General features: G+C 71.3%; 11 protein-coding genes and 1 pseudogene. 6 read left to right on the forward strand and 6 right to left on the reverse strand.

The window, feature by feature from the left end:
• Positions 1 to 8 precede the first annotated feature (8 nt).
• The 3 genes and pseudogenes from BLT62_RS07700 to BLT62_RS18390 all read right to left on the reverse strand — a co-directional run.
• Complete coding sequence (locus tag BLT62_RS07700; protein ID WP_083363531.1) at positions 9 to 662, reverse strand: hypothetical protein; 654 nt, start codon at positions 660 to 662, stop codon at positions 9 to 11.
• Positions 663 to 706: 44 nt separating this feature from the next.
• Positions 707 to 1,381, reverse strand: coding sequence for a hypothetical protein (locus BLT62_RS18385; RefSeq protein ID WP_331710519.1), 675 nt, complete (start codon positions 1,379 to 1,381; stop codon positions 707 to 709).
• Between the two features lie 154 nt (positions 1,382 to 1,535).
• Positions 1,536 to 2,168, reverse strand: a pseudogene (locus tag BLT62_RS18390) (ribonuclease catalytic domain-containing protein); the annotation flags it as partial.
• Between the two features lie 59 nt (positions 2,169 to 2,227).
• On the opposite strand from BLT62_RS18390, the gene BLT62_RS07710 reads away from it, so the two are divergent.
• A complete protein-coding gene (locus tag BLT62_RS07710) occupies positions 2,228 to 4,003 on the forward strand; it encodes a proline--tRNA ligase (RefSeq protein WP_083363532.1) in 1,776 nt (591 codons plus the stop codon).
• Between the two features lie 58 nt (positions 4,004 to 4,061).
• Here the strand turns inward: BLT62_RS07710 and BLT62_RS07715 are convergent, their stop codons facing one another.
• Positions 4,062 to 5,555, reverse strand: a complete 1,494-nt coding sequence (locus BLT62_RS07715) for an SDR family oxidoreductase (protein ID WP_083363533.1) — start codon at positions 5,553 to 5,555, stop codon at positions 4,062 to 4,064.
• Positions 5,556 to 5,652: 97 nt separating this feature from the next.
• Between BLT62_RS07715 and BLT62_RS07720 the strand changes: the two genes are divergently transcribed.
• Complete coding sequence (locus tag BLT62_RS07720; protein ID WP_083363534.1) at positions 5,653 to 6,879, forward strand: ferrochelatase; 1,227 nt, start codon at positions 5,653 to 5,655, stop codon at positions 6,877 to 6,879.
• 14 nt (positions 6,880 to 6,893) lie between these two features.
• Here the strand turns inward: BLT62_RS07720 and BLT62_RS18315 are convergent, their stop codons facing one another.
• A complete protein-coding gene (locus tag BLT62_RS18315) occupies positions 6,894 to 7,451 on the reverse strand; it encodes a TetR/AcrR family transcriptional regulator (protein WP_269457800.1) in 558 nt (185 codons plus the stop codon).
• Between the two features lie 126 nt (positions 7,452 to 7,577).
• Between BLT62_RS18315 and BLT62_RS07730 the strand changes: the two genes are divergently transcribed.
• From BLT62_RS07730 to BLT62_RS07745, 4 genes are all read left to right on the forward strand, one after another.
• Positions 7,578 to 9,113, forward strand: coding sequence for an MFS transporter (locus tag BLT62_RS07730; protein WP_407937560.1), 1,536 nt, complete (start codon positions 7,578 to 7,580; stop codon positions 9,111 to 9,113).
• Between the two features lie 87 nt (positions 9,114 to 9,200).
• A complete protein-coding gene (locus BLT62_RS07735) occupies positions 9,201 to 10,259 on the forward strand; it encodes a 3-isopropylmalate dehydrogenase (protein WP_083363536.1) in 1,059 nt (352 codons plus the stop codon).
• Positions 10,260 to 10,267: 8 nt separating this feature from the next.
• The gene (locus tag BLT62_RS07740; RefSeq protein WP_083363537.1) at positions 10,268 to 11,377 is read left to right on the forward strand and encodes a branched-chain amino acid aminotransferase; all 1,110 of its coding nucleotides are present in this window, start codon (positions 10,268 to 10,270) and stop codon (positions 11,375 to 11,377) included.
• A 37-nt stretch (positions 11,378 to 11,414) separates the two neighbouring features.
• The gene (locus tag BLT62_RS07745) at positions 11,415 to 12,197 is read left to right on the forward strand and encodes a fumarylacetoacetate hydrolase family protein (protein WP_083363538.1); all 783 of its coding nucleotides are present in this window, start codon (positions 11,415 to 11,417) and stop codon (positions 12,195 to 12,197) included.
• 134 nt (positions 12,198 to 12,331) lie between these two features.
• Here the strand turns inward: BLT62_RS07745 and BLT62_RS07750 are convergent, their stop codons facing one another.
• A complete protein-coding gene (locus BLT62_RS07750) occupies positions 12,332 to 13,402 on the reverse strand; it encodes an aminotransferase class V-fold PLP-dependent enzyme (protein ID WP_083363539.1) in 1,071 nt (356 codons plus the stop codon).
• Between the last annotated feature and the right edge of the window lie 50 nt (positions 13,403 to 13,452).

The following is a 13,452-nucleotide window of genomic DNA, read 5'->3' on the forward strand; positions in this document are numbered from 1 at the left end:
CCTCCTGGTTAGCGGGATTCGGACATGACTGTTCGGGCGGAGCGGTCGCCGAGGACGATGGCAATGACGCCGAGGAAGACGGGGCCGACGGCGCGGAGGAGCGCGTCCAGCGAGCTGAGCATCAGCGCAATCGTCTGCGCGTCCGGATTGGGGCCGCGCCCGGCGCCGATGTTCACGAAGATGAGCTGGCTGAGCAGCCACACAGCGGCGAGAGCCGCGAGCACCCATCCCGGGGCCCAACTCCACGGCCGCGGCACGACCCCGGCCCTGGCGATCTGGATGACGGCGATGGCGGCCACCACGAACTGGACGAGGGAGTCGACGAGTCGCACCTCCATCCACAGCCCGGCGAGGTCGTTGCCCGTGCCGAGGGTGCGCCAGAACACCTGGGAGGCAACCAGCAACACCGCGAACGCCGCCAGGGCAGCCGTGCCGAGCGGTCGCCGCGCCGTGACGCTGCCTGTGCCGCCGAGGCCGAAGGCGAAGATCAGCAGCGCGAGGGCGTGTGCGGCCGTGCTGATCGGACCGACGGCCTCACCCGGCAGCAGCACAGGCCACCAGGCGAGACTAAACAGCGTGGCGGCAATGAGCAGCGACCCGCCGATCGTCCAGGCGCGGCGCACATCCGTCGCGGGGCGAACGCTACTCTGCGTGTCGGTCATGGCCAGAGCCTAGCCAAAGCACGGCGGCAGGTCGAGGAGCCGCGTCACACCGCCTCGAAGGCCACACTGCCCGTGCTGATGTCCGCCGAGCGCAGCACGACGGTGATGACCGAGCCGGGTGACGGATGCCGCGGCGCCGCGCACTCCGCCGTGACGACGGGGTCGGCGAGCTGGATGCGGGCGCGCTCGCCGCGGAGCGAGAGCACCGTCGCCGGGAAGCGCGCTCCGACGCTGCCGCGGAGCATGGCCGCCTCCACCCGATTCAGCGAGGCGGCGTCCAGCTCGACTGCGAGCCGAGCGCTGGCCCCCATGATGGCCGGCAGCTCCGCGAGCGACTCCCTGGCCCAGTCCGGCACCGGCTCGCCGGCCGAGAGCGCGGCGCAGATGACGAGGCTCCACCGGTCGACGAGGCGGCGGAGCGGCGCCGTCGCGTGCGCGTACGGCGCCGCGATCGCCGCCTGCACCGGGTCTGCCGGGGCCGGCATCCCGCGCTCGACGTCGAAGGGCAGGTAGCCGGCACCGCGGAACAGGCTGGTCGCGGCCTGCAACACGGCCAGCGCGGCCGGGTTCTCCCGATCCAGGCCCCGCAGGTAGTCGCCGTAGTGCTGCCCTGCCGGCCACGGCAGCCCGAGCGCGACGGTCTGCCGCCGGAAGTCCGCGAAGTCCTCCTCGCCCGGCGCCGGCATGGTGCGCAGGATGCCGACCCCGCCGTGCAACATGAGGCCGGCCGCTGCCCGTCATCAGCGAGAGCTGCGCGTTCCAGTCCTCGACCGGCAGCGGCCGGCGCCGTTCCACCCGGTACCCGTCCGGGCCGAGCACGATCTCCTCGTCCGGAGAGTTCAGGCTGGCGCCGCCGCGCAGCCGCTCCAGCTCGAGGCGGGCGCGGCCGACCTGCGGCAGCAGCGCCAGCGATTCCGGCGCGGTGCCGGCGTCGATGGCGGCCTGCGCCTCCGCGTAGCTCAGCCGGGCGCGGGAGCGCACGAGCGCCCGCTCCACGCTCACGCGCTGCACCTCGCCGTGCCGGTCGAGCGTGAAGTCCCAGACGAAGGCGCCGCGGGTGGCATCCGGCAGCAGCGATCCGGCGCCCTCGCCGATCGTCGGCGGGTGCAGGGGGATGCGGCCGTCGGCGGCGTAGAGCGTCTGGCCGCGGCGGCGCGCCTCCCGATCGACGGCGCCGCCGGGGGAGACGAGCGCGGGCAGGTCCGCGATCGCGTAGCGCACCCGCCAGCCGGCGCCGGGGGAGCGCTCGATGTGCAGCGCCTGGTCGAGGTCGGTCGTGCCCGGCGGGTCGATCGTGACGAACTCGACCGCCGTCAGGTCGACGCGGGAGGGATCACGAGCGGGGCCGTCACCGGTGAGGGCGGCGCTCGCCGCCTGCTCGGCCTCGGCCACGGCATCCGCCGGGAAATCGCCGGGAAGCCCCAGCGCAACGCGCAGCGCCGCCAGGGAGGAGGCGAGCTCCGTCTGGGCGGCGGATGCGGCGATGTGGGGTCGGCGGGCCGGCATGCGCCCAGCCTAGGGCTGTCGCGACACGCGCCAGGGGCCCGGGCGATAAAGTAGACGCTGTGATTACACGCCTCTCGAACTATTTCCTCCGAACCCTTCGCGAAGACCCCTCTGACGCAGAGGTCACCAGCCACCGCCTCCTCGTGCGGGCCGGCTACATTCGCCGACAGGCGCCAGGAGTGTTCGCGTGGCTGCCGCTGGGCCTGCGCGTCAAGGAGAAGATCGAGCGCATCATCCGCGAGGAGATGAACAACGCCGGCGCGCACGAGGTGCACTTCCCCGCGCTGCTGCCGCGCGAGCCGTTCGAGATCACCGGCCGCTGGGAGGAGTACGGCGACGGGCTGTTCCGCCTCAAGGACCGCAAGGGCTCCGACATGCTCCTCGCGCCCACCCACGAGGAGGCGTTCACGCTGCTCGTGAAGGACCTCTACAACTCCTACAAAGACCTGCCCCTCTCGCTCTACCAGATCCAGGACAAGTACCGCGACGAGGCGCGCCCCCGTGCCGGCCTGCTGCGCGGCCGCGAGTTCACCATGAAGGACGCCTATTCCTTCGACTACACGGATGCCGGCCTCGACAAGAGCTATCAGGCCCAGCGCGACGCCTACGAGCGCATCTTCACGCGCCTCGGCCTCGAGTACGTCATCGTGAAGGCGGATGCCGGCGCGATGGGCGGCTCCAAGAGCGAGGAGTTCCTGCACCCGACCCCGATCGGCGAGGACACCTTCGTGCGCTCGGCCGGCGGCTACGCCGCCAACGTCGAGGCCTTCACGACGCTGGCCCCCGAGCCCCGCTCCTTCGAGAACCTGACGCCCGCCGAGGTTCTGCCGACGCCGGACACCGCCACCATCCAGACGCTGGTGGACAGCGCCAACGCGAACCACCCGCGCCCGGACGGCCGGCTCTGGACGGCCGCCGACACCCTGAAGAACGTCGTGCTGGCCCTGCGCTACCCGGACGGCACCCGCGAGCTCGTCGTCGTCGGCCTGCCCGGCGACCGCGAGGTCGACCAGAAGCGCGCGGAGGCGGCCTTCGCCCCGGCCGAGGTCGAGCCCGCCAACGAGGATGACTTCAAGGCCAACCCGGGCCTGGTCAAGGGCTACATCGGCCCCTGGTCGCCGGCCGGCCCCGTGCTCGGCGCTGACGAGGAGAAGCCGAGCAGCACCGGCATCCGCTACCTGCTCGACCCCCGCGTCGTCAGCGGCAGCGGCTGGATCACCGGCGCCAACGAGCACGGCCACCACGTCTTCGGCCTCGTCGCCGGGCGCGACTTCACGGCCGACGGCACCGTCGAGGCTGCAGAGGTTCTCGCCGGCGACCCGGCGCCCGACGGCTCCGGCCCCGTGGAGCTCGCCCGTGGCATGGAGATCGGCCACGTCTTCCAGCTCGGCCGCAAGTACGCGGAGGCCCTCGGCCTCAAGGTGCTCGACGAGAACGGCAAACTCGTCACCGTCACGATGGGCTCCTACGGCATCGGCGTCACCCGCATCCTCGCGATCATCGCCGAGCTCAACAACGACGCGAACGGCCTGATCTGGCCGAAGACGGTCGCGCCGTTCGACGTGCACGTCGTGGCCACCGGCCGCGACGCCGCCGTGTTCGAGGCCGCGGAGACCGTCGCGGCGGCGCTCGAGGCCGCAGGCAAGGACGTCCTCTTCGACGACCGCCCCAAGGTCTCGCCCGGCGTGAAGTTCGGCGATGCCGAGCTGATCGGCGTGCCGACGATCATCATCGCCGGCCGCGGTGTTGCAGAGGGCGTCGTCGAGATCTGGGACCGCCGCACGGGGGAGCGCACCCCCGTCGCCATCTCCGAGGTCGTCGAGGCGCTCGGCTAGTCTGACTCCGCATCGTCCGGGCATGGCCGGGGGCTTCACGCCCCCGGCCATGCCCGTTTCAGGAGCGGTGTTCCGTGCGTCTGCGGGTGCGCGCCTCGGCCTCCAGCACGATTCGGTTGGCCATTCCGGAGAAGATCGCGCCGTGGAAGGGCACGAGGGCGTACCAGTACAGGCGCCCGGCCAGACCCTGCGGGAAGTACACGGCCCGCTGCCGGTAGCGGCGGCGCCCGCCGTCATCCGCCGTCTCCAGCTCGAGCCAGCCCCGGCCCGGCATCCGCATCTCGGCGCGCAGGCGCAACCGGCGGCCGCGCTCGATGTGCTCCACCCGCCAGAAGTCCAGGGCCTCGCCGGTCTGCAGCCGCGCCGTGTCGCGCCGCCCGCGGCTCAGGCCGACGCCGCCGACGAGCTTGTCCAGCCAGCCGCGCACCGCCCACGCCAGCGGGAACGAGTACCAGCCGTTCTCGCCGCCGATGCCCTCGATCACCGACCAGAGGTCGTCGATGCCCGCGGACGTCTCCCGGTTCTTCTCATCAATGAACACGGTGTGGCCGGCCCAGTCCGGGTCGCTCGGCAGCGCGTCGGCCGGCGCGTCATCCAGGCTGGCCCCGTGCCAGGAGGTCTCCACCTCGCCGGCCCGCATCTTCGCCAGCGCGAGCCGCACCGCCCGCCGGTAGCCGGTGAGCCCGCCGGGCGGCGGCGGGATGAGCGCGTCGATGTCGTGCTCGCGCACGACGCAGTCGTACTGCAGCGACTCGATGATGGGCACGGCGAGCCGGCGGGGGATCGGCGTCACCAGGTTCACCCACTGCGAGGCCAGCCAGGGCGTGAGCACGGGCAGGGGTGCGATCGGCCGCTGCGGCAGCCCGGCCTCGACCGCGTAGCCGTTCATCATCTGGCCGTAGCGCAGCACGTCCGGGCCGCCGATGTCGAACGTGCGGTTGATCGCGCCGGCGACCTCGACCGCGCCGAGCAGGTAGTGCAGCACGTCGCGCACGGCGATCGGCTGCACCTTGTTGCGCACCCAGCGCGGGGCCGGCATGTACGGCAGCACCTCGGTCAGGTGCCGGATCATCTCGAAGGACGCCGAGCCGGAGCCGATCACGATGCCGGCCTGCAGCGCGATGGTCGGCACCCCGGATGCCAGGAACAGCTCGCCGACGGCCTTGCGCGAGCGCAGGTGCCTCGACAACTCCGCGGAATCGGGGTGCAGCCCGCCGAGGTACACGATGCGTTGGACGACGGCCGCCCGTGCCGCCCGTGCCACGTTGCCGGCGGTCTGCAACTCGGTCTGCTCGAACGAGCCGCTGGCCGAGAGGGAGTGCACCAGGTAGACGACGACGTCGATGCCCGCACAGGCCGCCGCCACGTCGGTGGGGTTCAGCAGGTCGCCCTCCACCACCTCGACGTCCTCGCGCCAGGGCACATCGGCGAGCTTCTTCGCCGAGCGGGCAAGCACCCGCACCCGGTGACCCTGCTCGAGGAGCCGGGGGACGAGCCGCCCGCCGATATACCCGGTCCCGCCCAACACCAGAACGCTGTGCTGCTCCTGCATGGCTGCCTCTCGAGGGCGGACCTTTTCCGCCCACTGTCCATGTTACGTTATTTACTAGCCAAGCTAGATAAATTCCTGATCGTGATGGAGACGCACAATGGACAACAGTGAGCACACCCCGCCGGTGATCGGCGCCAGCGCGGCGGCAGTGGGCGGGGCGGAACGTGTCGAGGTGCCGGTGCGCTACGACGCGATCCTGCTGGCCGGCTTCGGCGGGCCGGAGGGTCAGGACGACGTCATCCCGTTCCTGCGCAACGTCACCAGGGGCAGGGGAATCCCGGAGGAGCGGCTGGAAGAGGTTGCGACGCACTACCGGCACTTCGGCGGCGTCAGCCCGATCAACGACCACAACCGCCAGCTCAAGGCCGCACTCGAGGAAGAGCTCGACCGCCGCGGCATCGATCTGCCCGTGCTCTGGGGCAACCGCAACTGGACCCCGTATCTGGGCGAGGCCCTCGACGAGGCGAAAGAGCGCGGTTTCACCTCCTTGATCGCGATCGCCACCAGCGCCTACTCCTCGTACTCCAGCTGCCGCCAGTATCGCGAGGACCTCTGGGGTGCACTCGACGCCAGCGGAACCCACGGGGAGATCACCATCGACAAGGTGCGGCAGTTCTTCGACCACCCGGGGTTCGTCACGCCGTTCATCGAGGGCGTCGACGAGGCGGTCGCCGCCCTCGAGGACGAGCTCGGCACGAGTGACATCGGGGAGCGCGTTGAGGTGCTGTTCACCACGCACTCGATCCCCACGGCGGATGCCGAGCGCTCCGGGCCGCGCGATCGCGACTACGGCCACGGCGGCGCCTACGCCGCCCAGCACAATGCCGTCGCGGAGGTCGTGATGCTCGCGGTCGAGCAGCGCAGGGCAGGACGCAGTGCAGAGCGCCCCGCGGGGGCGCCGTCCACGCCGATCCCGTGGCAGCTCGTCTACCAGTCCCGCTCCGGCGCCCCCAGCACGCCGTGGCTGGAGCCGGACATCAATGACGCCATCGCCGCCCTGCCCGCGGCCGGGCGCAACGGTGTGATCGTGGTGCCGCTCGGATTCGTCAGCGACCACATGGAGGTCATGTGGGATCTCGACAACGAGGCGCGCGAGACGGCCGCCGACAACGGACTGCGCATGATCCGGGTGGCGACCCCGGGAACGCATCGCGCGTACGTCTCCGGGCTCGTCGACCTCGTGCTGGAGCGGAGGGACGGCGTCCCGGCGGCGGAGCGCCCGGCGATGACGGCGCTCGGCCCGTGGTCCGACGTCTGCCGGCCCGCCTGCTGCGAGAACGCCCGCCTCGGCTTCCGCCCGGCGCTCGCCGGGGTCGCTCCGTAGGCGAACGCCGGGCGCTACTTCAGCAGCTTGGCGATGACGGCGAGCAGGCGGTCCATCTGCTGCGTCGACTCGGCAGAGCGCGGGTCGAACCCGGCCGACGGCATCGGGTTCTCCAACGCGGAGTTGTAGTAGAGCCCGTCGCTGACCAGGAGGATCGCCTCGGCGACGTCCGGGTCACCGACGGCCTCCTCGATCACGGCCAGCCACTGCTGCCGCATTGCGCCGATCGCCTCGTTCGCGGAGGGGTGGGCGCCCTGGGCCAGGCAGGCCGCGGCGATGATCGCCCGGTCCAGCGGCGTGCCCGCGTTCACCGAGGTGCGGATCAGATAGTCGACCGCGCCGGCCGGGGCGGTCCGGATGCGCTCGACGTCGGCGGTCGCGAGCTCGCCCAGCCGGGCCAGCTGGCCGTCGACCAGGGCGTCCTTGGAGCCGAAGTGGTAGAGCAGGCCGCCCTTGGAGACCCCGGCGCGGGCCGCGACGGCGTCCAGCGTCGCCGCCTTCTCGCCCTGCTCGATCAGAATCGCCTCGAAGGCGTCGAGCAGGCGGTCGCGGGTCGAGGAGGGGGTGGTCACCCGTCCAGCGTAGCGAGAGTCGTCGAGAGGCATGTTGTCACTATACCGGCTGGACGGTATAGTGGACGAGTCCTGATTGAATGACGGCGCGCGGATGCCGCGTGCCCACCGAAAGAGTTGATAGTTGTGACCACGCCCACCGCCACACAATCTGTGCCCACTGCCCTGCAGCCAGCGCGCAGCAGTCGTCGGCAATGGGTCGCGCTCGCCGTGCTCATGCTGCCGGTGCTCCTCGTGTCGATCGACAACACCGTGCTGAACTTCGCACTGCCGGCCATCTCGGAGGCCCTGCAGCCGAGCGGCACCCAACTGCTCTGGATGATCGACATCTACCCGCTGATGCTGGCCGGACTGCTCGTCGCCATGGGCAGCCTCGGCGACCGGATCGGCCGCCGCAAGCTCCTGCTGATCGGCTCGGCCGGCTTCGGCATCGTCTCGGTGCTGGCTGCATTCGCGCCGAGCATCGAGTGGCTCATCGCCGCCCGCGCCCTGCTCGGCTTCTTCGGCGCCATGCTCATGCCCTCCACGCTCTCGCTGCTGCGCTCGGTCTTCACCGACCGCGAACAGCGCCGGCTGGCGGTCGCCATCTGGGCCAGCGGCTTCGCGGCCGGCAGCGCGCTCGGCCCGATCGTCGGCGGATTCCTGCTCGAGCACTTCGTCTGGGGCTCCGTTTTCCTGATCGCCGTGCCGCTGCTGCTGCCGCTGCTGATCCTCGTGCCGCTGCTGGTGCCGGAGTCCCGCGACCCGCACCCGGGCAAGATCGACGTGCCCAGCATCCTGCTCTCGCTGTTCACCATGCTCCCCGTCGTGCTCGGCATCAAGCGCGTCGCCGAGGGAGGCTTCGACCTGATCGGCGTCGCCGCCGTGCTCGTCGGCGTCGCAGCCGGCATCCTGTTCGTGCGCAGGCAGAATCGGCTCGAGACGCCCATGCTCGATCCAGAGCTTTTCCGCCACGGCGCGTTCAGCGGGGCGGTGCTGATCAACCTGTTCAGCGTCATCGCCCTCGTCGGCGGCCTGTTCTTCGTCTCCCAGCACCTGCAGCTCGTGCTCGGCCTCTCCCCGATGAACGCCGGCCTGATCCTCGTGCCCGGCCTCGTCGTGATGATCATCGCCGGCCTCGCCGTCGTGCCGATCGCCAAGCGGGTGCGCCCGTCGCGCCTGGTTCCCGCCGCGCTGCTCATCTCCGTCGGCGGCTACGCGGCCATCGCGCTGAGCGGCGGCCAGATCTCCGCACTCGGCATCGCCATCACGTTCACCGCGCTGGGCCTCGGCATCGGGGCGGCGGAGACCGTCTCGAACGAGCTGATCCTCACGAACGTCCCCGCCAACAAGGCCGGTGCGGCATCCGCCGTCTCGGAGACCGCCTACGAGCTGGGCGCCGTGCTCGGAACCGCCATCCTCGGCACCATCCTCACCGCCTCCTACCGCGCGGCCGTCGAACTGCCGCTCGGGCTCACCGCCGCGCAGGAGGCTGCGGCGGGGGAGACACTGGGCGGCGCCGTGGCCGTCGCCGGGCAGCTGCCGGCCGACATCAGCCAGGCGCTGCTTGACTCGGCCCGCGCCGCCTTTGACAGCGGCGTCGGCCTGGCCGCGTGGATCGGCGCCGGGCTGGTGCTGGCCGCGGCCGTGATCGGCCTCGTCCTGTTGCGCAAAGCGCGCTGACGACTGCGCAATCGGGGTGGGCCTCGGTACTACGCTGGGAACAGTCGTCGTGCCGCAAGGCCCACCTCGCCCTAGCCAAGGAGTGCAATGTCCCGTGTCGTGAAACTTGCTGTCATCCCCGGTGACGGGATTGGTCCAGAGGTGATCGCCGAGGCGCTCAAGGTTCTGGATGCCGCAACGGCCGGCAGCGACGTCACACTCGACACCACGCACTTCTCGCTCGGCGCCGCACGGTTCCTGGAGACCGGCGACGTCCTGACGGACGCCGACCTCGAGCACATCAAGGAGCACGACGCGATCCTGCTCGGCGCCGTCGGCGGCGTGCCGGGCGACCCGCGCCTGGCGAACGCCAACATCGAGCGCGGACTGCTGCTGAAGCTGCGCTTCAGCCTCGACCACTACGTGAACCTCCGTCCGAGCGTCCTCTACCCCGGCGTGGCCAGCCCGCTGGCCGAGCCCGGCGCCGTCGATTTCGTCGTCGTGCGCGAGGGCACGGAGGGCCCGTACGTCGGCAACGGTGGCGCGATCCGGCAGGGCACCCCGCACGAGGTCGCCAACGAGGTCTCGGTCAACACCGCGTTCGGCGTCGAGCGCGTCGTGCGCCACGCGTTCGCCGTGGCATCCGCCCGCCCGCGCAAGAAGCTCACCCTCGTGCACAAGACCAACGTCCTGGTCTTCGCCGGCTCGCTCTGGCAGCGCACCGTCAACGCCGTCGCGGCCGAGTACCCCGACGTGGCCGTCGACTACCTGCACGTGGACGCCGCCACCATTTTCCTGGTCACCGACCCTGCTAGATTTGACGTCATCGTCACAGACAATCTCTTCGGCGACATCCTCACCGATCTGGCTGCAGCTATCAGCGGCGGCATCGGCCTCGCTGCCTCGGGCAACATCAACCCGAGCGGCCAGTTCCCCAGCATGTTCGAACCGGTCCACGGATCGGCCCCGGATATCGCCGGCAAGCAACTGGCAGACCCCACCGCAGCGATCCTCTCCGTCGCGCTCCTCCTGGCCCACCTCGGCCTCGACGCGGCAGCCGAGAACGTCAACCGCGCGGTCGTCGCCGACATCGCGGCACGCACGGGCGAGGCCCGCGCCACCGCTGCCATCGGCGACGCTATCGTCAGCACCCTCTCCATCGACTAGGACGAACGATGACCAACACTGAAAGCACCCCAGCCCCGCTCGACTTCGCCGTGACCCGCAACCTCGTGGGCACCTCGGATGCCGCCCGCGCCGAGATCCTCGCGGACCCCGGCTTCGGCAACCACTTCACCGACCACATGGTCGACATCTGCTGGTCGGCCAAGGGCGGCTGGCACCGGCCGCGCGTGCAGCCGTACGGCCCGATCCCGTTGGACCCGGCAGCCGCCGTGCTGCACTACTCGCAGACCATCTTCGAGGGCATGAAGGCCTACCGGCACGAGGACGGCTCCATCTGGACGTTCCGCCCCGAGGCGAACGCGGCGCGCATGCAGCGCTCCGCCCGACGCCTGGCCCTGCCCGAGCTGCCGACCGAGTACTTCATCGAGTCGCTCAGGCAGCTCATCGCCGTGGACGGCGACTGGGTGCCGTCCGAGGAGGACGAGAGCCTCTACATCCGCCCGTTCATGTTCGCCAAGGAGGCCTTCCTCGGCGTGCGCGCGGCCGAGAAGGTCGCCTACTACGTCATCGCCAGCCCGGCCGGCGCCTACTTCCCCGGCGGCGTCAAGCCGATCTCGATCTGGCTCTCCACGGACTACGCCCGCGCCGGCCGCGGCGGAACCGGTGCGGCCAAGACCGGCGGCAACTATGCCTCCAGCCTGCTGCCGCAGGCCGAGGCCTACAAGCAGGGCTGTGCCCAGGTGCTCTTCCTCGACTCCGCAGAGGGCAAGTACCTCGAGGAGCTCGGCGGCATGAACGTCGTCCTCGTCTACAAGGACGGCCGCGTCGTCACCCCGGAGTCGCCCAGCATCCTCGAGGGCATCACCCTCGACTCGGTGCTGCAGCTGGCCCGCGACCGCGGGCTCCAGGTGGAGCAGCGCCGCGTCACCTTGGCCGAATGGCAGGAGGGCGTGGCATCCGGCGACATCACCGAGGTGTTCGCCTGCGGCACCGCAGCGGTGATCACCCCGATCGCCCAGCTGCGCAACAACGAGGTCACGATCGGCGACGCTGACGCGCCAGCCGGAGAGCTGACCATGTCGCTGCGCGAGGAGCTCACCGACATCCAGTACGGCCGCCGCCCAGACAAGCACGGCTGGCTCACCCGCCTCGACGCGTAGTCGCGCCGCCCGCTCCACCGCACGAAAGGTCCTCCTCGTGAAGATCGCCCGCTTCAGCCACGACTCCCGCATCGCCTACGGCATCCTCGACGAGGGTGACCTCGTCGTGCTCGCCGCCGACCCCATGTACGGCGGCCTCGACACGACGGGGGAGCGGGTGCCGCTGGCCGACGCCGTGCTGCTGGCCCCCGTCATCCCGAGGTCCAAGGTCATCGGCATGAGCCGGGGCTACTACCTGAGCGAGTCGGAGAAAGAGGACCAGGAGGGCGGCCTCGACCGCCGCCTGGAGCCGCAGTTCTTCCTCAAGCCGAACACGACCGTGGTCGGGCCGAACGACCGCGTCGTGCTGCCCGCCGCGTCGACCGACGTGCACGGCGAGGCCGAGATCGCGATCGTGATCGGCAAGATCGCCAAGAACGTGGCGGTCGAGGACGCCGAGTCGAAGATCTTCGGGTACACGGTCGCCAACGACCTCACCGCGGTCGACCTGCTGAAGAGCGACGACCACAGCGCCAGGGCCAAGAGCTTCGACGGGTTCTGCCCGCTCGGGCCCGTGATCGAGACCGAGTTCGACATGGAGGGCGTCGAGGTCAGCGGCAGCGTGAACGGCGAGCTCGTGCAGAGCGGCGACACCGCGCTGCTGCGGCACTCGGCGGCCGAAACCGTCGCGTTCCTCTCCCGCTGCTTCACGCTGCTGCCCGGCGACGTCATCCTCACCGGCGGCCTCGGCCGCTCGTTCCCGGTGCGGGACGGCGACCGCGCCACCGTCACCGTCGAGGGCATCGGCTCGCTGAGCAACCCCGTCATCCGTCTCGGCTAACGCCCCGGTCGCGCTGCTCTCGCGGCCCCCGAAAAGTCCCGCGGCCCCCGATATACCCGGGGCCGCGGGACTTATCGCGTGCCGCGACGCGATTGCGGGCGCCGGCGGCCGGGCGCGCGGCCGTTCCGGCCGAGTCAGCGGCCGAGGGCGCGCAGCGCGTCGGCGACGTCGTCCCCGTCGTTCCAGAGGTGGAACGCGACGCGCGCGCAGCCGGCACGGCCGGACGCGGTGATCCCGGCCGCCGTCAGGGCGCCGAGCGCGGCACCGTCGGCATCCGGCCACGCCACGATCGCCTGGCCTCGCGGCTCGATGCCGAGCCCGGTGCAGAAAGCGTCGGCGAGCCCGACGGCATGGTCGCGCACGGCCGCCAGGTCGAGCCGGCGGAACAGCTCGATCGCCGGCTCCGCACCGACCCAGGCCTGCCAGGCGGGGGAGGCGTCGAAGCGGCGCGCGCTGGCGGCGAGCTCCATCGTGGGGCCGTAGCAGGCGGCAAGGGGGTCCTCGCCGGCGTACCAGCCGGTGTGCAGGGGGCGCAGCTCGCCCTGGAACGCCGCCGAGACGGTGAAGAAGGCCACACCGCGCGGGGCGCAGAGCCACTTGTAGCTGTGGCAGATCGTCGCGTCGAAGGCGGCGGCATCCACAGGCATCCAACCGGCCGCCTGGGTGGTGTCGCAGAGCGTGCGGGCACCGTGCCGCCGCGCGGCGGCGGCGATGGCGGCGACGTCGGCGATCGCGCCGGATGCCGACTGCACCAGCGAGAACACGACGAGGGCGGTGCCCGGGCGCACACTCTCGGCCAGCTCGGCCAGTGGCACGTGGCGCACCCGCACACCGCGGTGCTCCTGGCCGAGGAACGGGAAGACCATGGAGCTGAAGTCGCCGTCGACGCAGAGCACCTCGGCGCCGTCCGGCAGCCCGGCCGCGACCATGCCGGTGAACACGGAGGCCTGCGCTCCGATGGCCACGCGGTCGACGCCCACCCCGACGAGCCCCGCGTAGCCGGCGCGCACTCGCTCGACCGTCTCGGCGTAGCCGCCGACGGTGGCCTCGCCGCGCGCCCAGCGCTCGGCGTCGATGAGGGTCGCGGCGATGGTGTCGCTGCTCGGCAGCCCCATCGTGCACGCCCCGAGGTAGCCCCGGCCGCCGCGGAAGAGCGCGCTCGCCTCGGCGAGCGTTGTCGGGTTGTCGAGGGTCGTGCTGTGCATGCACCCAGCCTGATCGATCCCGACATATTGAACAAGGCGCGTGATTCAAT

It is taken from the genome of Microterricola viridarii, from assembly GCF_900104895.1.
GTDB classification, from domain to species: Bacteria; Actinomycetota; Actinomycetes; order Actinomycetales; family Microbacteriaceae; genus Microterricola; species Microterricola viridarii.